The organism is Bradyrhizobium sp. USDA 4538, from assembly GCF_024171045.1.
GTDB lineage: Bacteria > Pseudomonadota > Alphaproteobacteria > Rhizobiales > Xanthobacteraceae > Bradyrhizobium > Bradyrhizobium australafricanum.
Genome location: NZ_JALJZE010000001.1, coordinates 6,482,232 through 6,505,634, shown reverse-complemented (window position 1 = coordinate 6,505,634; position 23,403 = coordinate 6,482,232). Strand labels below are relative to the sequence as shown.

16 protein-coding genes are annotated in these 23,403 nt (G+C 58.6%); 3 read left to right on the top strand and 13 right to left on the bottom strand.

Translation table 11 applies throughout. The features are described from left to right. Positions 1-16: 16 nt before the first annotated feature. Positions 17-1,306 (bottom strand): nucleotide sugar dehydrogenase, encoded by a 1,290-nt coding sequence (locus J2R78_RS29525; RefSeq protein ID WP_028338351.1) that lies wholly within the window; start codon positions 1,304-1,306, stop codon positions 17-19. A gap of 442 nt (positions 1,307-1,748) precedes the next feature. Between J2R78_RS29525 and asnB (J2R78_RS29520) the strand changes: the two genes are divergently transcribed. After that, positions 1,749-3,683: an asparagine synthase (glutamine-hydrolyzing) gene (gene asnB / locus J2R78_RS29520; protein WP_253607800.1), complete on the top strand. Its 1,935-nt coding sequence runs from the start codon at positions 1,749-1,751 to the stop codon at positions 3,681-3,683. Position 3,684: 1 nt separating this feature from the next. Here asnB (J2R78_RS29520) and J2R78_RS29515 read toward each other — a convergent pair whose 3' ends face one another. From J2R78_RS29515 to J2R78_RS29475, 9 genes are all read right to left on the bottom strand, one after another. Then, positions 3,685-4,860: a glycosyltransferase gene (locus J2R78_RS29515; RefSeq protein ID WP_253607799.1), complete on the bottom strand. Its 1,176-nt coding sequence runs from the start codon at positions 4,858-4,860 to the stop codon at positions 3,685-3,687. A 107-nt stretch (positions 4,861-4,967) separates the two neighbouring features. Next, complete coding sequence (locus tag J2R78_RS29510) at positions 4,968-5,777, bottom strand: bifunctional 2-polyprenyl-6-hydroxyphenol methylase/3-demethylubiquinol 3-O-methyltransferase UbiG (protein ID WP_016847978.1); 810 nt, start codon at positions 5,775-5,777, stop codon at positions 4,968-4,970. A 22-nt stretch (positions 5,778-5,799) separates the two neighbouring features. Beyond that, the gene (locus J2R78_RS45045) at positions 5,800-7,473 is read right to left on the bottom strand and encodes a glycosyltransferase (protein WP_253607798.1); all 1,674 of its coding nucleotides are present in this window, start codon (positions 7,471-7,473) and stop codon (positions 5,800-5,802) included. Between the two features lie 122 nt (positions 7,474-7,595). After that, positions 7,596-9,761, bottom strand: a complete 2,166-nt coding sequence (locus J2R78_RS29500) for a methyltransferase domain-containing protein (protein ID WP_253607797.1) — start codon at positions 9,759-9,761, stop codon at positions 7,596-7,598. A 43-nt stretch (positions 9,762-9,804) separates the two neighbouring features. Continuing rightward, positions 9,805-10,668 (bottom strand): TylF/MycF/NovP-related O-methyltransferase, encoded by an 864-nt coding sequence (locus J2R78_RS29495; RefSeq protein ID WP_253607796.1) that lies wholly within the window; start codon positions 10,666-10,668, stop codon positions 9,805-9,807. Positions 10,669-10,676: 8 nt separating this feature from the next. Then, positions 10,677-12,020: an ABC transporter ATP-binding protein gene (locus J2R78_RS29490; protein WP_253607795.1), complete on the bottom strand. Its 1,344-nt coding sequence runs from the start codon at positions 12,018-12,020 to the stop codon at positions 10,677-10,679. Then, positions 12,017-12,817 carry an ABC transporter permease gene (locus J2R78_RS29485; RefSeq protein WP_253607794.1) on the bottom strand — a complete coding sequence of 267 codons (801 nt, stop codon included), beginning with the start codon at positions 12,815-12,817 and terminating at the stop codon, positions 12,017-12,019. The genes J2R78_RS29490 and J2R78_RS29485 overlap by 4 nt, the downstream gene beginning before the upstream one ends. Then, the gene (asnB, locus tag J2R78_RS29480; protein ID WP_253641403.1) at positions 12,814-14,757 is read right to left on the bottom strand and encodes an asparagine synthase (glutamine-hydrolyzing); all 1,944 of its coding nucleotides are present in this window, start codon (positions 14,755-14,757) and stop codon (positions 12,814-12,816) included. Before asnB (J2R78_RS29480) ends, J2R78_RS29485 begins: the two co-directional genes overlap by 4 nt. Before the next feature lie 84 nt (positions 14,758-14,841). Beyond that, positions 14,842-15,483 (bottom strand): winged helix-turn-helix transcriptional regulator, encoded by a 642-nt coding sequence (locus J2R78_RS29475; protein WP_253607793.1) that lies wholly within the window; start codon positions 15,481-15,483, stop codon positions 14,842-14,844. A gap of 707 nt (positions 15,484-16,190) precedes the next feature. Between J2R78_RS29475 and J2R78_RS29470 the strand changes: the two genes are divergently transcribed. Continuing rightward, complete coding sequence (locus tag J2R78_RS29470; RefSeq protein ID WP_253607792.1) at positions 16,191-17,375, top strand: glycosyltransferase family 4 protein; 1,185 nt, start codon at positions 16,191-16,193, stop codon at positions 17,373-17,375. A gap of 703 nt (positions 17,376-18,078) precedes the next feature. After that, entirely contained in the window at positions 18,079-19,410 is a 1,332-nt protein-coding gene (locus J2R78_RS29465; RefSeq protein ID WP_253607791.1) for a hypothetical protein, read from the top strand. Between the two features lie 484 nt (positions 19,411-19,894). Here the strand turns inward: J2R78_RS29465 and J2R78_RS29460 are convergent, their stop codons facing one another. The 3 genes from J2R78_RS29460 to J2R78_RS29450 form a co-directional block, all read right to left on the bottom strand. Beyond that, positions 19,895-20,737 (bottom strand): hypothetical protein, encoded by an 843-nt coding sequence (locus J2R78_RS29460; RefSeq protein WP_253607790.1) that lies wholly within the window; start codon positions 20,735-20,737, stop codon positions 19,895-19,897. Between the two features lie 580 nt (positions 20,738-21,317). After that, positions 21,318-22,541, bottom strand: coding sequence for a glycosyltransferase family 1 protein (locus J2R78_RS29455; RefSeq protein ID WP_253607789.1), 1,224 nt, complete (start codon positions 22,539-22,541; stop codon positions 21,318-21,320). After that, entirely contained in the window at positions 22,475-23,401 is a 927-nt protein-coding gene (locus tag J2R78_RS29450; RefSeq protein ID WP_253589791.1) for an NAD(P)-dependent oxidoreductase, read from the bottom strand. Before J2R78_RS29450 ends, J2R78_RS29455 begins: the two co-directional genes overlap by 67 nt. Positions 23,402-23,403 lie beyond the last annotated feature (2 nt).

The window sequence follows — 23,403 nt, the reverse complement described above, 5'->3', positions numbered from 1 at the left end:
TTTCTCAGCCATTGTTCTATAGCCGCCAGAGCTCGATGCCGGCGGGAGCTACGCTACGGTCGAGCTTCGCTTTGACATCCAGAATGAGGCCCGTGCCGCCATCCAATAGGCGCTGAAAGAGCGGCCAGCCACCGGCGAGATAGCTATCATGCGCGACGGCCAGGATAACCGCATCCGCCGGGCGCAGGTCATCGAGATCAGTCAGCGTCAGCCCATATTCATGGCTTGCATCCTCCGCATTCGCGAGAGGATCGTGCACCTGAACGTGAATACCAAATGTCTCAAGCTCACGAATGATGTCGACCACACGGGAGTTGCGCGTATCCGGGACATTTTCCTTGAAGGTCAGGCCAAGTACCGTGACGGTGCTTTTGCCCCCCTTGCCCTTCCCGCGAAGCAGCATTCGAACACATTCACGCGCAATGCGCTGACCCATGCCGTCATTGATCCGGCGACCGGCCAGAATCACCTCCGGATGGTAGCCCGCCCGCTCGGCACGAAAAGTCAGATAGTAGGGGTCGACGCCGATGCAGTGGCCGCCAACGAGGCCGGGCTGAAACGGCAGAAAATTCCATTTTGTGCCCGCGGCCGCCAAAACGTCGCCAGTGTCGATATTCAGCACCTGAAAGATCAGCGATAGCTCGTTCATAAACGCGATGTTCAGATCGCGCTGCGTGTTCTCGATGACCTTGGCAGCCTCGGCCACCTTGATGGAAGGTGCGCGATGGATGCCGGCCGTTACGACGGACCCATAGACATTAGCAACGATGTCGAGCGTTTTCGGATCCTGAGCAGAGACGACCTTCATGATGGTCTCGAAACGGTGCAGTTTGTCACCGGGATTGATCCGCTCGGGAGAGTACCCGACCGTGAAGTCCACGCCCGGCTTCAAATGGGAGACCTCGGCCAGGATGGGGATACATTCCTCCTCGATCGCGCCCGGATAAACCGTCGATTCGTAGACGACGATGTCACCCTTCTTGAGCGCACCGCCGACCGTGCGCGATGCGGCAATCATTGCCCCCAAATCCGGCCGGTGCGCATCGTCGATTGGCGTCGGCACAGTGACGATGAAGAAATCCGAGTCCCGGATCGCCACCGAATCCACGGAGAACGTCAGCGACGGATGGCGAAGATCTTCGGCGTCGACTTCACGCGTACGGTCATATCCCTTGCTGAGCTCGGCAACACGGCTGCGGTCCACGTCAAAACCAACGACGGGTATTCTTTTGCGGGCGAAGGCAACCGCAACGGGAAGGCCGACATAGCCCAACCCAATAACTGCAATCTTTCGGAAATGTGACATAAAGGAAGTTCCGGCTCAGGCGTACCATCGAGGCCGGTTGTTTAGCCGCCATACAGCCGACGTCGCAAGAGCGAAAGTCCTTAAGATACCAAGGATTCTGCCGCAAAAAATGAGCGCTATTGCCAGGGCGACCTAAAGAGAATACGAAGGCGTATTAACCTCTTCGGCCCCTCTTGCATCCTTTGAGACACCTGCGACACGGCCAAAATGCGTCGGCTCTGAGCTTCGTCGACCCAATACCGGCGTCGCCAACTTTGCCTTATCCGGTTCCCTCGGGATAACCTTCGCGCCTATTGGTTCGCGCCTGAGCCAGGTCATCAACCGTGGATGCCGTCTTATTGTCGTGGTTTAGATGCGATATGAGCTAATTCTGCTGGACGGGCAATCTCCCTGGCTCGGCCCCTGCCCGCTGACCGATTTGCAAGCCTTCCAGTAGGGCACGATGTGCGGAATCGCCGGATTTCTCGCGGACCCCAGCAGTCGGACATCGGTCGAACAGCTTAAATCCATCGCCGACGCCATGGACGTCAGCCTGGAACATCGCGGTCCCGACGACCACGGCATATGGGTCGATGCCGAAGCTGGTGTTGCCCTCGTTCACCGCCGCCTGTCGATCGTGGATCTTTCGCCCGCCGGACACCAGCCCATGCACTCGGCCGATGGCCGCTTCGTGATGGTCTACAATGGCGAGGTCTACAGCCACCTTCCAATCCGAGCCGAGATCGAAGCGACCGGCCACCGTTTTCGCGGACACTCGGACACCGAGGTCCTGCTCGAATCGTTCGCGCGATACGGAATCCGCGCCACGGCTGACCGACTGATCGGCATGTTTGCGATCGCGATCTGGGACAGGCAAGAGCGAACCCTGAAGCTCATTCGCGATCGACTCGGCATCAAACCGATCTATTGGGCCAAGGTCGGCGGGCTGTTTATGTTCGGCTCGGAGCTCAAGGCGCTGCGCCGGCATCCGGGATGGACGCCGCGGATCGAACCGGCGGCGGTCGCCTCGTTCATGCGACACAACTATATTCCGGCTCCGCACACCATCTATCGGGATGTCTACAAACTCGAGCCGGGGACTATTCTGACCCTGGAATTCGGCCGCGAACAACAAATTGATAAGTTCTGGGATGCCCGGCAGGTGGCTCTCGACGGCCTGAGCAACCCGCTCTCCGGAGACGAGGCGTCGCTGGTCGAACAACTCGAGACGCTTCTTGTCGATGCCATCCGCAAGCGAACGATGGCGGACGTGCCGCTCGGCGCATTCCTTTCCGGCGGAATCGATTCATCGACCGTCGTCGCGTTGATGAAGGCCGCAAACGTCGGACCGGTAAAGACGTTCTCGATCGGCTTTGAGCAAAAGGCCTTTAACGAGGCACCTCACGCCGCTGCGATCGCCAAGCATCTCGGAACCGAGCACACCGAACTCATCGCAACCTCGCAGCAAGCGCTCGAGGTCGTACCGAAGCTTTCCGAAATCTTCGACGAGCCGTTCGCTGACTCGTCACAGATTCCGACCTACCTGGTTTCGGCGATGACACGCAAGCACGTCACCGTCGCACTTTCGGGCGATGGCGGCGACGAACTCTTCTCGGGCTACAATCGATATCAGCTGACCCGGCGTTCCTGGAGGATGCTTTCGCTGGTGCCGACCCCCGCGCGAAAGGCACTCGCAGCGGGCCTGACTTCGGTAAGCTCGGAGCGATGGAACGCGATTTTCGACTACCTTCCGGAGCACAGCTATCCACGACTGCCGGGCGACAAGATTCATAAATTCGCGAACGTGCTCGGGTTGAACGATGCCGATGAGCTGTACAGAAAGCTGATCAGCCATTGGGACCCGGATAGCATTGCGCCCGGCGTGGCGGAAGCCCGTGGGGTCTTGTGGGACAATTCCGTACGGACCGACTTTCCGAACTTGCTCGATCGAATGCAATTCCTCGACTCGGTGACCTATCTTCCCGACGATATCCTGACGAAGGTCGATCGTGCGAGCATGGCGGTCGCTCTTGAAGCGAGAGTGCCGCTGCTCGATCACCGCGTTGTCGAAATGGCCTGGCGGCTCCCGCACTCCGTCAAGATCCGGCGCGGCGTCAGCAAATGGCTGTTACGTCAGGTTCTGTACCGTCACGTCCCGAGAAATCTCGTCGAGCGTCCAAAGATGGGCTTTTCTGTTCCACTCGACGAATGGCTGCGCGGGCCGTTGCGGCAGTGGGCGGAAAATCTGCTTTCCGAGAAGCGGTTGCGGGAGACGGATTTCTTCGACGTCGCGCTCATTCGCCGGCACTGGACCGAGCATCTGTCGCGCAAGCGCAACTGGCAATACGCGCTCTGGGACGTCTTGATGTTCGAAGCCTGGCGTGAACGGTGGGGATAGATTACTTCGAAAGCCGGATGCTCGGGATATCATTCGGAATCTTGCCCTCCAGCAAGCCGCGATAAAGATCCTCATAGCGCGACACACAAGCATCCAGGCTGAAGGTCTTTTCAGCCCGGTCTGCCGCCTTCATGCCCATTCTGGCGCGCAATGCCCCGTCCGCGGAGAGAAGAAGTATTGCCTTGCTCATCGCTTTGGGATCACGCGGCGGCACGATGAACCCGGTTTCTCCGTTGATATTCGCCTCGGGATTTCCTCCCACGTCGGTTGCGATCACCGGAAGTCCGGCCGCCATGCTCTCGAGCACCGCGTTCGAGAACCCCTCCTCGTGCGAGGACAGAACACCGATGTCCGCGCCACACAGGAGATCAGGCACGTCGCTTCTTGAATCGAGAAAGAGCACGTTGTCGGCTATTTTGAGATTCGTCGCTTGCTCACGCAGCGCCCCGCCGATTCCGTCGTCGCGCCCCACCACTAAGAGCCTCCAGCCGGCGGGCAAATGAGGGCAAGCCATCGAAAAGGCCACGAGCAAATCCTGATGTCCTTTGTAAGGGATGAGGTTTGCCACCATAATGAAAACAAGCGCGTCTTGATCGATTTCGAGGGAGGCACGCACGCCCTGCCGCACCATCGAAGACTTTTGATACTTTGCGAAATCGATGCCGTTGTAGATCAGGCCGAGCCGATCTGCCTGGACGTTTTCGTCATCATGCAGTTGGCGCACCACGCTGTTTGAATTGCCGAGAATGGCCGTCATATGGGGATGCAGCCAGCCTTCGATCGCAGGACTAAAGCGAATGTTGCGCTGATAGTAATTGAGGCTTCGTCGGCTCATGATCCGAACGGGAACGCGAGCCAGAATCGACGCCGGAGCCCCCAGGATGTATGCCCCAGGCAAAAAGAAATGAGCGATTGCCGGACGAAATCGGCGCATGACCCGGCAAAGCCAGAGTACCGTCTCAGCGAGACGCACGAAGCTTCGGATCCGAGACGCGCCGCCGGAACGCCGCGCGACCGGACGGGCTATCACCTCGAAGCCGGCCGCCTCCAGACCGTCTGCGAGCTTGCCTCTTTCGGTCATGCAACAAACGACCGGCTTCCATCGGCCGCGATCAAGTCTCGGGATGATCTGTGCCAGATGCCGCTCGGCTCCCCCGACATCGAGGGAGCCGATCACGTATATGATCGGGAGTGGGCTCATTGTCTGAAAATCAATGACATCCTCGCCGCGACCGCGAACGCCTTGTCGCGATCCCATGCGGCAGAGCACGTAGCATCGTTCCTCTACGCATTCCGAACAAACAGGAATTCGGAATTTGCTTCGCCGGTTGCGATCTTCTCGAGCTTGAAGCCCATCTTCTCGACAAAATCGATGGCGTCCTTGTCGTAGACGAACTCCATGGGCCAGCCGCCGAGCCAATCGCGGATGTCGGTAAACTTGTTCATGCCGCGCATTTTCTTGTATTCCCGCACCCGCCGCAGGAACGCGGGCAAATTGCGCGGATCTCGGTACATCTCGAAACGCCAGACGTACCAACCGTCCATGAGCCTGCGCCGCAGCCAACCGGAAGCAACGTATCGGCGCTTCACATCAAGCCAGAACTCCGGAGTCGGGTCTTTCTGCACGTCGGCCGAGTAGAGTGCGATGTAGAACAGTCCTCCCGGCTTCACTCGGCTGGCTGCATTTTGAATCGCATGCCAGACCTCGCCCGTGTGATGCAGCACACCCCACGAATAGACCAGATCGTAGAGCGGCAATTTGGCGACGTAGGCATCGTCGAGAACCGACCCCTGCTCCGCGGTCCAATTGGCAGGGTTGCCAGCTTGCGACTGGACAAATTTGCTGGCCCGGACCGAATCCGGATCATAGTCGAAGCCGTCCACCCGGGCGGCGCCTGCATCCAGCATGGCAATCGAATGCAGCCCGCTGCCACAGCCAATATCGATAACCGTCAGGCCATTGAGATCGGAACGCCCCATGAACTGAAGGATATGACGCTTCGAAGTCTGAACCTTCTCCGCGTCAAAATTCTTCTGAATGAAGTCATGCCAATTCTTTCCGAACTCGAAGCGCTTCTCTTCTACCTGGTCCATCAAATTGTCCTCTGGAATCCGTTTAACCATACACCGCGAGCGTTTCATCGATCGCACGCTGAACCCCGAAGCGCTTGAACGCGAACTCAGGACCATCTTTCGCCGCGGCTTCTCGCCAGTGGCCGTCTCGCAAAAGGCGCACGATTTGGCAAGCACTCGATGCCGCGTCCCAGCCTTGGAGAACCCACCCTGACTTGCCGTGATTGACAGCCTCTGGCGCGCCGCCGGCGGGCGTCGTCACGGCGGGCACCCCCAGGAACTGCGCTTCGACCAAAACGTTCGGAAGCCCCTCCGCACGGGAGGTCAGAAGCATCAGGTCCATGCTGGCAATAGCGGCCATCGACTCCTTCAGATGGCCCGCGAAAAACACGGCTCCTGCCAAATCGTCAGCAGCCGCGCGAGCCTCCATGACCGCGCGCAAAGGTCCATCTCCAACGATCAGAAAGCGCACATCAGGCAGTTCCCGGCGGATGAGCGCTGCGATCTCCAGCCACAGCATGGGGCACTTTTCCTCGGTGAAGCGCATCACGGTCCCCACAACCTGCGCGCCGGGTTCAATCCCGACGCGCTGTCGGAGCTTGGCGCAATCCGCCTTGTACCCCGCCAGCTCGGACTCATCAAAGGCATAACCATTGCGGACAACGCCAATCGAGTCCTTGGCCAATCCAAGCCACGCCTCGTAAGCCCTCGCGCCGGCCGCACTGTTGTTGATCATCTTGACACCCGGCTGACGCGCGAGCCAGCGGTAGCTTTCACGCATGTATGGCTGATGAAAAACGAAATTGATCGGCGGCAAACTACGTTGCGAGATGATGATCTTTGGCACGCCGGTCAGCACCGCCGCGATACCCCCTTTGATGTTGACTTCGTCGAGCCACAGATGGGCAATCTCGGGGTTCTGCGCCGCCAATGTCTTGGCATAGAGGGCCACGTCGTCCCGCAGTTCCGGCGGTAAGGCATCGACGACGGCCCGCCGCGCCGGTTCGAGGTTGCTGTCCACCTCAGCGCCGATGACGCTGGCTGCAATATCCCTGGACTCCAGCTCCGGCAGAAAAAACCTGCTGACTGGGGAGGATAGATTGACGCATGCCACGCGGATGCTTGGCTTCCGGCCTTCGCGAAGCCCCCGCGCCGTGACCACCAATTGGCGCTCTGCACCGCCTGGGCCAAGCGTGCCGATCATCATCGTCACACCGTGCTGCTGCGCAATCGATCTCCCCGCGGCCGAGACACCTTGCCTCTCCAGCTGGATACCGAACTGCCTGAGCGCGCGACGATGTCGTCCATCAGGCATCGCCAGGACGAGCTTGAGAATTCCACGCTCGACCCGCTCCACCATGCTGAGTTCTGCCGGATCGCGCGCCAACAAGGGACGACAGCGAGCCATCTTCGACCAAGCGAACAAATACGCATCTTTGAACGTGACGGTTGGAGGTCGACGCGGCCGGTACTGCCGAATACGAGCCATCTTCGACCAGGCGAACAAATACGCATCTTTGAACGTGACGGTTGGAGGTCGACGCGGCCGGTACTGCCGAATAAATGCAATCGTGCGGTGCGGCAGATTGCGACGGACCGCCACGGCGAATGCCCTCGCCACGATTTTTGGACCCATTGCAAACATGGAAGAAACGGTCCGCGCCGGCGGCCGCCATGCAGCATTGCCCTTCGATGTCGCTTGTTCCTCCTTGCCCACGTTCTTCGCCCCCTAGACAAATGGCCTGGCCGGCCCCCGTTCAAATCTTGCGGTCATGGGTTTGCTCGATCCTGCTTAATACGCACGATGGGTTCGGCACTACCTTCGGCCCGGTCGCCCGCTCACGATCGATAGATCCAGGACGGGAGCTTGGCTGCAAACCACCGCAGCGCCCAAGGTCGTTGCGGTCGATCTGCCTTCTCCACAACAGGATCAGCCGACGGACCCGCCTCAACAACCTCGCTATCAACTGCCGAACCGACCGCAATTTCATCGCGGGCGGCCAGCATCCCGTCGGTCATGAGCTCTATATTAAAAGAAGTCTTGACCTGTCGCGGGGCCAGTTGCGCAGCTTTTTCTCTCCAGCGCAAGTTGCCTAGCAAGTCAACGATAGTATCAGCCATAACCCGCGCTGTCGCATCGGGCTTGAATATCTGCCCCGTCTTGCCATCCAGCACAGCCTCGGGAGCGCCTCCAGCGGAGGTCGTAGCGACGGGAACCCCAAGGGCCTGAGCTTCGAGAATGACGTTTGGAAGACCCTCGATACGAGACGCCAGAAAGAACAGGTCCATTGCTGCGATTGCCGCGGCCGGGCGCAGTTCCAGATCGGCAAATATCAATGCGCCGGTCAACCCAAGCTGCTCGGCGCGAGCGCGAACATCATCGAACCGCGCACCATTCCCCACCAGCAGGAAGCGCACATTCGGCATCTTCTCACGTATCATCGCAGCGACATCGAGCCAGAGGAACGGACGTTTCTCCGTCATCATCCTGAAGACACCGCCAACAATCAGCATCTTCTCATCGATGCCCAACGCGGCTCGGTATTGTTTTCTCAGGACCTTGGGTGCAGCATCATTGTCGAGGTCAATTCCGTTGTGCACGACCTTGATCGCTCCCTCTGGGAGCTCCAGCCACGCGGCATACGCGCGCGCACCAGCATGGCTGTTATTTAGCATCTGCAGGTTCGGTTGCTCTGCCAAGAACCGATAACAATCACGATGGTACCCGTGATAGTAAGGGAAATTGTAGGATGGCATATTGCGAAAGCAGAGCAATGTTCGGGGGATCTGCAGTACGGTCGCTGCAATGCCTCCTTTGATGCACACTTCGTCCATCCAGAGATACACCGTCTCGGGATTTACATCCGAGAGAACGTCGTAGTAGGCCCTTACGTCAGCGAGCTCCGGCGACAACACTTCAAATGGATCGGGATCCGCCGTCTTCCCGGATCCGGTCGGAGATTTGGCGGCAGAGAAGCCGTCGATGATTTTGACGCCCGCCTTCTGCAGCCTGGCTCTGAAGAAATTCTCCCGTTCCGTCGCCGGCGGATGGACGAGCGCCACAGTAACTGAATCAATCCCTCTCGATACGATCTGTTCGACCAAGGCGACCATTTGCCGTTCGGCGCCACCCGGGCCCAACGAACCAATGATCATCAGGATTCCACTGCGATGCGGCGACGCCTTTGCCGACGCGCTCGACATCGCCTGCGCAGCAAGGGCCTGAAAGGCCGTTAATTGCTCCTGATAGTCGGTCGCTCGCCCCTTCTGCCCAATGTACAGAAGTCGATTCCCCGCCCCAGCCTGAGTTGGCTTGTTCTGGCGCATGTTCTCAAGCCAATCCGGCAGAGGATCAACGAGCGGCTTTCCGCTCCAGAAGGCATCGTTCGGGACAAAGATGTTGTCGTCGAACCCCACCTGATGCGTCACCACCTCATCGAAGCCGAACCGGGAGAGAAGCGCTTTCAGTGACGATTGATCGAGTGAGCGAACGTGCTGCCAGCGATGGAACAGCAAATTGCTGACTGGGCAGTACGCCATGTCCAAATCGAGATCTTCGTTGTTGGGCGTCGTGATGACCAACACGCCCCCGGGCCGCACAAAGCGCGCCAGACGATCGAGCGTGACGTCCATGACCTCGTCCAGAACATGCTCGATGACCTCGGACATGATTACGACATCAAAGGTCTCCGTCGAGTCGTCGCCCACGACGCCCAGGAATCCATCGAAATTCTCCAGCGCACGCTGCAGATTTGCCGCGCGTCCTTTCGACGGCTCGTATCCCGCCACGGTCAGGCCCCGCTGGGCCATGAAGCGAAGAAGGTGGCCATCGCCGGCACCGAAATCGAGAATGCGTCCGTGCTTTGGAAGTATGTGATCAATAGCCGTAATGACACTACGGCCGCCAAGCTTCGCGAAACTGAGTTCGGTCAGCCGGGTTTGCCCCACATTGTCCCAGAACCGGTTGACCAGTTCGGGGGTCCACTTCAAGCGTTCCGCAGCCATGTCAGAGCTTTCTCACCATTGTACGAAGCAGCTAAGCCCCATCCTACTGCTTGATCGTGAAGGCCTGCCCCGTTGGCAAAAGCGCGAGATTCTCGGCCTTCGATTCGAAGAATTCGTCAGCTGCTTGTTTCGCACCTGGGCATGATTTGAACCCGTGGTCATCAAGCAGGATAATGCCACCCGCAACCATGCGAGGATAGAAGAACTGAAGCGAGTCGAGCGTGGGCTGGTAGAGATCGACATCGACGTGCACAAAGCGAAACCTGCAGTCGGCCGCTTCGGCAAATCGCGTGGGAATCCAGCCCTTGTAAATCCGATAGTTGTCGAACTCTCGCAAGCTCTGCGTCAACTCATCTTCGGCCGCGGTCAGAGAGCCCTTTCGCCAGTACGTGCCATCGACGGAAGCCGGCTCGGACAACCCCTCGAAACTGTCGAAGAGATGAATCAACATCGGTATCTTCCTGAAGGCCTGGCACAGCAAGTAGGCCGTAGCGCCCCTGTACGTGCCGCATTCGGCGGCATCGCCTTCGAGATGAAGCACGAGCTTCAGCAACTCGTTCATCGCATATTTGCGATCAAGCGAATGCCAGTTCCCTACATCCATGAACCTCATGTAGTAGGCAAGGAATGCTTCATCCTCGAGGAATATCCGAGCAAATTCGGAGAATTTGAACTTCGGATAGATGGCTGTCGTCAGCGCCTCCGCCGAAAGATAGCGTTCGAATTCGGAGGATTGAAACTCCAGCCCACGCTTCAAGAGCGTAAGAAGCTGAACAGCCTTGTCCGGCGCAAGGCTCTCGATCTCCGCCGCCAGCCGCGCAGCATCAGAACTGTAGACCGGGGCCGGAGCGGGTTGCACCGGGGCCGCGCTCTCGGTCTTCGCGCGCTGTCCCAGCAACGGCGCCATTATTCGCTTCAACATCCTGCGACAGCTCCGCTTACCCGGGCGACATCCTCTTGTTCAGAGGAGATCACGATTTCACTCTCCAGATTGACCAAGGCTGTCGTGAAAGCCCCTTTTGTGCCAACAACCCGGAATTGAATGGCATCCTCGACGAAATCGATTTTTGCACCATCGTGGAGATGCGCGGCGCCGAGCGTTAGAAAGAAGTCGCCCGCCGCCAACCACATCGTGCAATCGCACGCTATCGTCAGGACATCACCGGCACGGGCTTGCCACGCCACGCCATGGCTGGTCAGGTTGGTTGCCCCCCATACGACAGTTCCCCTGCGGTCCTTGATTGCAAAACCACAGGACAGTGCCGGAATGTCCGCATCGCACCGAAACCGCATCGAAAAGCGATAGTTACTTCCACTCTGAAGGAGCGTTGCGCGCCGTCCGTGCTCATCGAATACCCCCCAATCGAGCAAACGCCCCTCACCCGATCCATATCGAACCTTCGGCGCGATCTCCTCCGCCGGCAGCTCGGAATCGTCGGCATTCTCGACGGTTCTTTGACTGATCGCGTTCTCCAGCCCCGGCGACGGCGCCTCTTCGGCCGCGGTCGCCGTGCTCGCTTCCGATTTGCCAAACAGCAGATTGTGATAGACCACCGATATCGGCCCGGCCTCGCCTTCCGCGAAGACTCGTCCGCCTTCCAGAATCAGGGCGCGATCGCAGAAAGTCGTAATCGTGTTGGTATCATGGGACACGAGCAAGATCGTCGCGTTCTTCTGCTTCAGACGCTGGATCCAGCCGAAGCACTTCATTTGAAACCGCGCGTCGCCAACCGATAGAGCTTCGTCAACGATCAGGATATCAGGCTCGACGCTGATCGCCGTGGCGAACGTGAGACGCGCCTGCATCCCGGTCGAATAGGTCTTGAATGGCTGGTCGATCACGTCCCGCAACTCGCTAAATTCGATGATCGAATCGAGCTTGCGTTCGATTTCCGCCTTGGGCATGCCGAGGCACAGCCCACCCATGAAAATGTTCTCTCGGCCGGTGTAGTCCGGGTGAAAGCCGGTTCCCAGTTCGAGGATGGCGGTGATCCGGCCGTTGACGTCCAAATCACCCGACGAGCGCTCGAGTGTTCCAGCGATGATCTTGAGCAGCGTCGATTTTCCGGCCCCATTGCGCCCAAGAATTCCGACAATCTCTCCACGCTTGAGATCGAGATCGACGGCCTGAAGGGCCACGCGCTCGGTGTGGCGCGGAACGCGGCGAATAACTTCCACCAGCGGATCGATTGCATGCTCATAGACGCGGTACGCCTTTCGCAGCCCGCGCGCACGGATGGCGATTTCGGATCCGGTCATAGCGCGTCACCAAAGCCGTGCTGCAGGCGAGAGAATACCGCGTAGCCGATTGCCAGGCAGGAGACCGCCCCAAAGGGAAAAACAATCCAAGCCGCCGGATGTTGAAAGGCTCCGAAATAGAGCGCGTCCTGCCAGCACCAAACCTGGTAGCTGAACGGATTGAAATGAAAAACCCAATTCATCCAGCTCGGCGTCACATACGGGTTGAACAAGATGGGTTGTGCGAACAGGTTGACCGCACAGAAGATCGTCACGATGTCGCGCAAATCGCGAAAGAAGATACCGAGGGCCGATAGCATGAGAGCAACGCCGGTCATCGCAATGAGTTGGATCGCAATCAGGAACGGGACGGCCAGAACCATGAAGGTCAGGGTTCCGCTGACCGCAGCGTAGCCGATCGTGAACAGAAGCGCGATTGAGTATGGAAGCGCCGAAGCGATCGCAGTCTTGATCGGCAATACCACGACCGGAAAAATGATCTGCTTCACGAGGCTTGCATGAGCGGTCAATATCGTGGTGGAGCGCGCCAGCAAATCCTGAAACGCCAGCCAGGAGACTATTCCGATCAAGACATTGACGGCAAAATCGGGATGCCCGCCGCTGCTACCGACGCGGGTCGGGAATACGTAGGCGAACAGGAGCGAGTACATCAGCATGAGCAGCAGCGGATGGCCATAAGCCCACAGTGCGCCCAGCAGCTGTCCGGTGTGACGATCACGCAACTCACGCTTCACGAGTTCAGCAACGAGCTCGCGGTGTCCGTACACCGAACCAAGAAGTGACTGCGCCGCGATCACAGCGAGACCTCCGGATTGGCCGACAGCCACGCTTGCGCCATCAAGACATTCCACAGCGGATAGGCCCAGTTCGCGCCAGCCAGATGCGCTTGCCATCGCTCTCGGATCGGTGCGGGAGTGAACAATTCCTGGTCCTTCAATCTTTTCTCAGCCAACAATTCTTCCGCCCAGTCCCTCAGCGGTCCCCTCAGCCACTCCGCCAGCGGCACGCCAAATCCCATCTTTGGACGGTCAAGCAGTGCACGCGGGACACGGCGATAGAGCACCTCGCGCAACGCCCATTTGGCAACGCCATCGCGATACTTCATATGCCTTGGAAGGGTCCAGGAGAATTCCACGACCCGGTGATCCAGTAGCGGAACCCGCGCTTCGAGGCCGACGATCATGCTGGCGCGATCGACCTTCGTCAGAATGTCGTCAGGTAGATAGGTGAGAGTGTCGATAAGCATCATCCGGTCGAGAAAATTCGGAACGCTGGCCGGGAGATGCGTATCCCAAAGCACCCCCTTGGTCTCGGAAGCTCCGATCACCAGATCGTCCGGCGTGTGCCAATGGCTCAGCATCCCGCGATAGAGCGTGTCGGGATCACCCTCGAGAATGGCCGGGGCGTACCGTTCAACCTTCGAACCAAGACCGTTTATCCGCCAGCGGCCCGGCAGCACCTCGCCGATCTGATCCAAGGCACGCCTTGGAACAGCACGGAGACCTCGAGCCAGCACATTGCGCAAAGCCCCTGGGGCGGGGCTGGCGACCTTTCGCATATCCAGCGCGTAGGCATAGCGGGAGTAGCCCGCGAACAATTCATCGCCACCATCTCCCGAAAGCACGACCTTAACATGCTGACGGGTCAGCTCGCACACCAAGGCGGTCGGCAGTTGAGAGGAGTCGGCGAACGGTTCGTCGTACCATTGCGGGAGATGCTCAACCATATCCAAGGCATGCGAGGCATCAGCATACAATTCGGTGTGGTCAGTTCCGAGATGGCGCGCGACCTCGCGCGCAAAGGGCGCCTCGTCAAATCCCTTCTCCGCAAAACCGATCGAGAATGTATTGATCTTTCGATCTGCGGTCTCTGCCATCAGCGCAGTCACGAGCGAGGAGTCTATCCCTCCCGACAACAGCGAACCAATCGGCACGTCGGCAACCAGCCGGCGCCTCACCGCATCGGACAGCAGAGCATCAAGGCGATTGATCGCCTCGCCCTCGTCGATTTTCGATTTGCCGCCTACCGACGTCTCAACGAGGCCTCTGAGATTCCAGAAACACTCAGTCGAAACTTCGCCGCCAAGCTTGGTCTTGAGCATGGTGCCCGGTTCAAGCTTGTAGGTATCCTTATAGATCGTAAAAGGCGCCGGGATATAGTTGTGGCGCATGAACGAAGCCATCGCGTTGCGATCCAGGGCTGGCGCCCAGCCCGGAACAGCGCGCAGCGCTTTCAATTCCGAGCCGAAGGTCAGCACCCCGTCAATTACGCTCCAGTAAAGCGGCTTGATTCCAAGGCGGTCGCGCACAAGAGTCAGATCGCCAGTCTGCTTGTCATAGAGCGCGATGGCGAACATGCCGATCAGGCGCGGCACCACGTTTTCGATGCCCCATTCCGCGCAGGCCTCGAGGATAACTTCAGTATCCGAGTGACCTTTGAGCCGACGATTGGTCCGCTCAAGATCGGCCGCAATCTCGTTATGGGAGTAAACCTCACCATTGTAGACGATGACGAACCGCCCACATCCCGACGTCATCGGTTGAGCGCCCGTGGGGGTCAAATCACGGATCGCCAGACGTCGGTGACCGAAGCCCACACCTCGTTCGCTGTCGAGCCAAGTGCCGCGCGAATCCGGCCCACGATATGCAAGGCTATCGGTCATTTCGTCGAGGACCCGCTGCGATAGAGGCCCGCGGCCGCCTGGCCGAAGTCGCATGAAACCCGCAATGCCGCACATTACTGCGCCCCTCTCCCCCTGGCCGTAGACACTGTTCAGATCACTGAAAAAAGCAGAGCAGCAAGGAACGTGTATTTGACGCAATCATTGCGCTGCATCCTGATGCTCCCGGTGATTCAAGCCCAGCAAGCTTGGAGCCAGTACACGGCCTGGTCCGTAGAGGCGTACCGCTTCATCGAAAGCCCGACTGGGATTGGCTACATCGGTGATCATCACAGCATCAAATGGAATGGCAACACGATCGTAGCCAGCAACGACCTGGACCCCGACGAAACGCGTGTCGCCTGCATTTTCATCAACAATTGCGACGATCGAGACACCGCAATCGACAGCCGACAGCATGGCAATCTCGGCCAAGTCCGACCTTCCACAAAGCACCAGATTCTGGAAATGCTGCGCCTTCGCCAATTGAAGGACCTGCGCACAATCGGCCTTGGCCTGACGAAAAAACGAGAAAGAGGACGACAGATATTCCACGGTCAGGCGCGATTTCTCAGCGAAGCCCTTTGGCGTCAGGTAATAGGCGTAGCGACGCGCCGGCGCCTGGCTGACTTTGACAAGGCCCTTCTTGATGCATCGCTTGAGGTAGGCGTTAACGAGGCCAAGCGCGATACCAAGCTCCTCCGCAATGCGGCGCTGCGATTGCGCGCCATCATCGACGGAATTCAGCAAATTAAGGACGATCCGTTCATCCTCCCCGCTAGAATCCGGCAACGTATGGTCCATTGAGACTCCCCTCCGTCGACGACAGATAGTCCGTTCATGCCGTGAACGTCAAGTCGAACGTTCACGATGTGAACAATTCAATCAATTGAATTTGTTGAAGAATTTTATGGCTAGCTAATTGAGCCTGCAAATTGGCATGTTCGGACGGGCGCCTTTTCTTAGCCTGGATGCAAATGCCCACTCACTACGGCTTACCGATAGTATTCGCTCGGCGCTGCCACCGGCCGCGTTCGAACGCCGCCAAATGGACTGACCATACCCCTGCCCCCAGTAGTTGCGTTCGATGAATAACATTCCAGAGTGCGCTGACCGCAATGTCGACGAACAACGACGCCTCGGAATGAGCGGTCACCACATCCGATAGGTGCCTGTACTGGGCGGTTGGAGCTGGCGCAAATCAAGAGCAACCGCGTCGAATCGTCCGCGCAGCAGCAGCCGGCTGCTGTGATAGACCCAGGCGGCACAAGCAGCGCATCGCTCGAACTTCGTACCCATCTGATGATGTTGCACCCGAACCATGCGGCAGGCCGCCGCACTGCTGGTGGACGTGCGTCATCCCGTGGTATGACTGCGGCCCTTCGTGACGTTGGCGACGATGCTGATGGCCTACTTGCGGTCCTGCCGCTCCCTTCGAGACGACACAGATTTTTCATGCTCCCGATTACCCATGACATCCGGGCTTCCGACAATCCTGCTTCGACTGATCAATGAATCCCCTAGAAATCAAGCTGAAGGGTCGCATCCTCTACATCGCTAACGAGGACTGGGCGTTCTTGCTCAATCGCCTGCCAATGGCGCGGGCAGCGCGTGACGCCGGCCTTGAGGTTCATGTGGCGACCAATGTAAGCAGCGGCGCCGCCTCCATCAAGGCGGAGGACTTTGTACTTCACCAGATCCCCTTCCAACGTGGTCAACGGGCGATGCTCACGGCTGCTGCGGCGCTGAAAGCTATCCGGGAGGTGGAGCGCGCGATCAAGCCAAGCATCGTGCACCATTCCGGGGTGCAATGCTGCGTCTTTGGTTCGCTGGCTGCGCTCGACCGGGGATTCCCCGTCGTCAATGCGATCACCGGGCTCGGCTATATCTTCACGTCATCGAGTTCGCAGTCACGTCTGCTGAAGCGCGTCCTGACCCGACTGCTGCCTTGGCTGCTCAATCGAAATCGCAGCTACACAATCGTGCAAAATCCCGACGACCGCGAGGCGCTGATGGCGCTCGGTGCCAAGCCCGACCGCATGACGTTGATTCCGGGATCTGGCGTTGATGATGAATCATTGCAGCCGCTACCTGAGCCGGCAGGCCCGATCACGATCGGATTCGCGGGGCGGCTGCTGGTCGACAAGGGCATCCGCACTCTGGTTCGCGCCCACGGTCTACTGCGCGATCAAGGACACGATATCAACCTTATCATCGCAGGAAATCCTGACCCGGCGAATCCATCGTCCGTGTCACACGAAGAGATCGAAGCCTGGATCGCACGACCGGGCATCACGTGGCTCGGGCACATCGACAACATCGCCTCGCTGTGGCGCGCTTCACACATCGCGGCATTGCCTTCGTATCGTGAAGGGCTTCCGGGATCGTTGATGGAAGCAGCCGCCTGCGGCAGGCCCCTGATTGCGACGGACACGCCTGGCTGCCGCGAGATTGTGCTTGCTGATCAAACCGGCCTCTTGGTACCACTCGAGGACCCAATAGCCCTGGCAAGCGCAATTCTGCGGCTTGCTGAAGCGCCTGAGTTGCGGGCGAGGTTCGGTGCTGCGGCGAGACGACGCGTGTCGGAGCGATTCTCTGCAAGGATCATCGGCTACACGATCACTCAGCTCTATGGTGACATATTGGCGCGCAGTGAGACACCACTGACCGCTTCGAACGCCCGAACCGATCGATAACCGCGACCTCGCCGATCGCGGCCCACTGAACAAGCGAACTGACGCAGCCGGCGTCAAAGCGATGTCCCTCACTGGCTGCGGCCAACGTGTCGCGCCGTGCTTGATATCACCACTATTCTCCGGGCTCCTGCGCCGGCGGCCGGCCTGTGAATGCGGCAGTTGCCAAGGAAATCTCATGAACTCCTCCATGGGACTCGCCCACAGAAACGCCCGCGCAAGCGGAGGCTGGCTGAATTGCTTTGCTGCTCGTTCGACAATTGGCGACTTGTCAACCTGCTTCCTAGTGTTTACAGGACAACGCAATCGTCAAGCACGACCAGAGAGTTCCGCTCTGGAAGCAACTCGGCTCACTCGAAATCTTGGGTGCCTTCGGTCCTGGGACCAGCCATACCTGTGATGACCGGGAGAGCCCAAGCGAACGAAGCAAGCACGGCGTCGCCGCGGAATTGCGGCGCGGTTCGTTGATCCGGCCCAGCCGCGCAGCGGCGCCGGCCGAACTCAAGATACGCTGCACCATGTTCGCAAGGCTCCGCATCCGCGAAAGATGACGAACGTCATCACGGCAATTGTTGGCAATTGTTGCTTCGTTGAGATAACAGAGGCTTACTCTTGGCACCAAGCAGGTTAAGTTCTCGAATCTTCGAATCCGCAGGCCGCCAGCCACACTCACCGGCCGCGTATGACCTGCAACGGGACTGGCAGCATGAATACGAACGAGATCGCGGTAGCGGGCAAGATTTCAACGCGCGTGAGCTTGGGCGTATTGATCAGCTTCCATATCGTCGCCTGCTGCATCTCGCTCGGCTATCTCAGCCGCAGCTACGGCAACTTCCATATTTTTTATGATGCCGAACTGCTCAACGGGGCGATTGCAACGATCGCCGCGTTTGCTGCTCTCTCCTACCTTTTCCTCCTCGTTCCATTCAGCTTTGGTTATTTTCTCAGCTTTTATTTTTACACCATGATCCTTGGATACCTCTGGCTAAATTGTTTCTCCCGCTTCGAGTACAATCACTGGCTCAGCGGAGCCTCTGCCGTCGCGTCCATGATAGCATTCATGGCGCCATCACTCCTCGTGACATCTCCGATCCGACGAGTGTTCACGATTAGCGAAACAACCTTCTACCGCGCATTGACAATTATCTTGGCAGTCGGCGTGGCCACGATCCTGATAGCCGCAAGCTATAGCTTCAAAATGGTCTCGCTCGGGCAGATGTACGACTTCCGCGACAAGATCAACATGCCCTCCCCGCTCGTCTACTGCATTGGCGTCGTTTCGAACGCCCTGTTGCCCTTCACCTTTGCCTGCTTTGTGGAGCGGCGGAATTACTGGCGAGCTGGACTGACGCTTGTCCTATTGCTGCTTGTCTACCCAATCACGCTCAACAAGATCGCGTTCTTCACACCAGTGTGGCTTCTGGCCATGGCTGTACTGACGCGCCTGCTCGATTGCCGAATTGCAGTTGTGCTCTCGCTATTCGTACCGCTGATTATCGGCGTCGTCTTGTACGCCATCCTCGGCATAAGCGACACGCGCTATCTCGATATCGTCAATCTTCGAATGATTGCTACGCCTTCAAATGCGATGGATATCTACAACGACTTCTTCTTCAACCACCCTCTCACATCCTTCTGCCAGATTACATTTGTCAAAACCCTCGTCTCTTGTCCCTATCCGGTTCAGTTGGGAGAAGTGATGCAGCAGGCCTACCGGCTCGGTAATTTCAATGCCTCCCTTTTCGCGACCGAAGGGATCGCTTCGGTCGGCGTTCTCCTGGCGCCGATCCCGGTTTTGGCATGCGGACTTGTAATCGCTCTCGTCAATCGATTTTCCTCGGGCCTTCCTCCTCGCTTCGTCCTTGTATCTGGTGCGATCCTTCCTCAGATCCTCTTGAACGTGCCATTCACGACAACCCTCCTCTCTCACGGCGCCGCCGTACTTTTTCTGCTATGGTATCTGACGCCGCGCTCAGTCTTTGCATCGCAGAGTGGGTCTGTCGCCGTCGAGAGGAAGCTTGAAGAGCACCTCGCATGACCATCAAGCGGTCGATGTTGGTTAGCGATCGCATTTGGTGCGAGCCAACACTGCATTTTGCCCTGATCCACGCCGCATCCTGATCTGCAAACTGGACACAACATGTCGAAGCGATTTCAGCGGAGGCTCGTTCTCGCGACCATTTTTGGAGCGATCTTATACATTCCGCTCGGGCTCTACCTCGATACGCTTCCGCCTTGGCGTGAGCCGGACCCGGGCCTCATCCGCCCGCCATTCAAACATTTTGGCGGCAACGCTTGGCAATATCTGACACTTATCCCAGGCGCCGTCTCGGACAGCAATGAGGCACCCAGTCGGTCTCGGCTTGAAGTGACAGAAGACCGTCACGCTCTCGGACCAGCTCATACGACGCACGTCGATATCGCCGAGAAAGGAAACGGACGATACTCTCATTGGCAATCGTCCTTGATTTTCTCGACGAGCGACAACAGCGACCCGAATACAAACGGGCGAGCCTACCGAGTCATTGATCCAGACGCGAAGGACCCCTTCGTTTCGCTCCGAATTCCTCATCGTCCAAGTTTGTTGAGCCGGCTATTCCCATCGAGGTTCGATCACTGAACCTCTCGCCCCTCCAACTTGCGCGTTTTGCATATGGAAGCAGATATTCACGAGCGGTCAGAACACGAGGTGACCAAGAAGCGGATCGAGCGATCTTTGACCGAACACCAAAAGCAGCGCACGGAGCCAGCAAGATCAGTCCTATTGCGATTGCATTGGCATAGTGGAAAACGACGTCCTGCATGTTCTCAATGTGCAAAACGTACTCGGGATTCAAATAGTCCTCATTGTCGGATCGACTCGATACGTAGCGGTAGATCTCGTTGGCGTTCGCCCAACCTGCTTTTGTGTACTTCGCGGCAATCTCCGCTCGCAAGACGCCGCGCCGCACGTCGTACCTGTAAGCCGAAATCCCATAGTCTGGATCAACCAGGTAGTCGTGCCCACCGGCAGCAAACTTTACGAGCACATGGCCACCGACACCGAACGCCCACGCTTGAATTCCATTTTTGCGAAGAATCTCGGAAGTGATCACTGCGCGCTGGCCACAGAAGCCGCATATCAGCGTACGTTTCTGAAGAAGGCCCTCGCTCCAAATTAGGCTCGCGTCGATTAGTGCTAACTGAGCAAGAGTTGCAGAAAGAACACGCTCAATCGGTGTCAACGAGAAGTCGCCCGGTTCGCAGTTGTAGCTGGTGTAGTGCACCGCGAGCGCGATCCGGTTCGCGTAGGCGACATCGTCGGTCTCAGAAGGACGTCGGATGAGTTCGGCGTCCGGAATCTCGCTAAGTGTGCGCCCGCTCACATAGTCGTATCCGGGTACACCAACTTGCCTGCCTCGCGATTGCCTAGGCAGAAGCTGCGAAGCAGAGACGGCCACCAGCAAGATAGCGACGACGGTCCGCAGCAGGGTCGGCCTTCTGAGCCTCGGCAGGGTCCTCAGCCAGTTCATCGCCGGCGACGCTCTTTGTTGGGGGCGCTCTTAAGCTCCGTACTGCACCCGCATGAGACGCAAGACGCTTCTTGTGCTTGAACACATTATTTTCAAACGGTGAAAGCGTGAATAGCTCAATTGAGCTATTCACCGTGCAGATTTGGCCCGCCAGAAACCTACAGAAACACTGGTGCAATCTGAAACCCAAGAACCACATTGGCTAACCAGGTGACGGAGCGCTTGGTGACTCTGCCGGCGCGCTTGGAAAATCGTGGAGGGCTAGCAGGCAGCAAGGATTGCTGCCGAGCGCAACTCAAATATCAATCGATGAAGGGCAAGCTATCTTCCTGAATTGCGAAGCTCAGCAGCGTCGATGGCCGGCTCGGCGATCATGGTGGTCGCTTATGAGGTAGCGTGGGGTCACGTCTTGCCGCCCCCAGGAAGCTGGCCTTCAACTCACGGCGGTTTGCCGGATAGCGTCCGAAAAGCTTCGCGCGAACGCACGGACATTGTCGTCCTGATGCGGGACAATGTTTCGTACCGTCGGAGGGCTATTCATCTCCGAAATCTGCATCAGATGATCCGCCAGCGCGACCGGGTCATCGACGCCGAAATAGCGGGCGGCACCTGAGGTCTGCTCGCGGTGCACGTCGATATCCGACAGGATCACTGGAACGCCAAACGACTTCGCCTCCTCGACGGTCGTGCTCCAGCCCTCGAAGCGCGATGGGTTGATCAGGGCTGTTGAAGCGCGCAGCAGCGCGTAGACATGCGGCAGCGGGATAACGCCAAGGTGGCGGAACTGCGCTTCAAGGCCGCGTTTTTGGATCTCGGAGTTTACCAGATCATAGTAGCCCGGCTCGCGCCGGTCTTCCTTGCTGCCGGATGCACAGATCACCACGTCGATCGCCCGCCCCTTCAGGATCGTCAAGGCGTCGACGACGAGCTGGTGGTTCTTGTGGCGATAAAACTGATTGGGCAGGTAGAAATAGTTCGCCGGCAGATTATATTCCGCGATTACGTCCGACGGGTCGGTGTTCAGGAACGCGGCCGGTGGCTGGGTCGCGAAGCGAACGACGCAGACCTTGTTTCTTGCGCCTGGATAGTAGGCCTTGAAATCACGCAGCGCGCTCTCGCTGCTCAGCATGATGGTTCGGCCCGAGGCGATTTGCATGCGAAAGCCAAGCTCGCGGCGCCAGCGTGCCGTCGTTGGAAACAGTTGCGGCAGCGAGCGGTGCTGCAGATCCGGAATCCACGCCACTGCCGGATGCGCGAGCCGCCAACCAAAGAAACGTGCCGATTCGACGACGACATCAATCCCGGCGCCTCGAAACGCCGCCGCGGCTCCCCGATCCAGACCGATCCCGAGTGCCGCGGCCAACCCTGGCTGTCCATCGAATGCCTCCGATCGAACGACCTCGACACCCGGTATTGCGGCAAGCTCCGCGAGCTCATTCTCCTCGGCCCTGTTCCCGGCAAAGACGATCGGAACAAATTCGCCGGGCAGAAACCTGGCAAGCGCCGCAAACAGATTGCGCTGATAATTGTAGCCGCCGGCCCATAGCCGTCGCGAAATGTGACTGAACGCGAACCGCAATGGGCGCGGCGTCACGAAGCTTGGCCCTTGAACCACGCCACGTAATCGGCAAGGCCCTGATCGAGCGAAACGCGCCAATCGAACCCGACCTGACGCAGCATTGCATCGTCGGCCAACAGGCTCACGGGATCACCGGGCCGGCTCACTCCGGAGTGCCGCACAACGGTGTTGCTGCCCCACTGCCGGATAAGGCCGGCGGCGATATCGGCAACGCTGGTCCCTCGGCCTGAACCGCCGTTGATGACCCGGAAGCTCTCTTGCGACGGGTCCGCGACGCTCGCAAGCAGCCTCGCGACATCGCGCACGTCGGTCCAGTCGCGGATTTCGTTGCCCGTCCCGCCGAGCGTGAGCACCTGCTCCCTCGCTTCCAGCCGTGAGCAGATGTCCCAGAGCAATTGTTTGCGCAAATTGGGGCCATAGACCGAGAACAGCCGCACGATGGTGCAGCGGATGCCAAACGACTGCGCGTAGCTCCGGCACAATTGCTCCATCATGAACTTGTGCTGCCCATAGGGCGACATCGGAGTCGGGATGACACTTTCAGGGATTGGGCCAAAATGGTCGGCGCCATAAACGGCCGCACTCGACGCCGCGATCACTGCGCAGTTCGGCGCGGATCCGCGTAGCCATTCGAGCAGCCGCGCCGTGCTCACGACAGTCCGCGAGAAATCCTCGAATGGGCGTTCGATCGAGACGCCGACGGACGATGCGCCGGCCAGATGAAAGACGTGCGTCGGCAGCCCGTGCGCAGCCGCAAGCGCGTTAAGATTGGCCGCGTCGATTTCACCATTGGTCCAGCTCGCCAAGCCAAGCCGCCGGGCTTCCGCTGCGTCAAGCGCCCCGTGTCCGACGCCATGCACCGCACGGTCCGCCCCCGCCAACGCGTGCGCGAGATAGCGGCCGATGAATCCTTTCGCGCCTGTAACCCAGACGATCATCC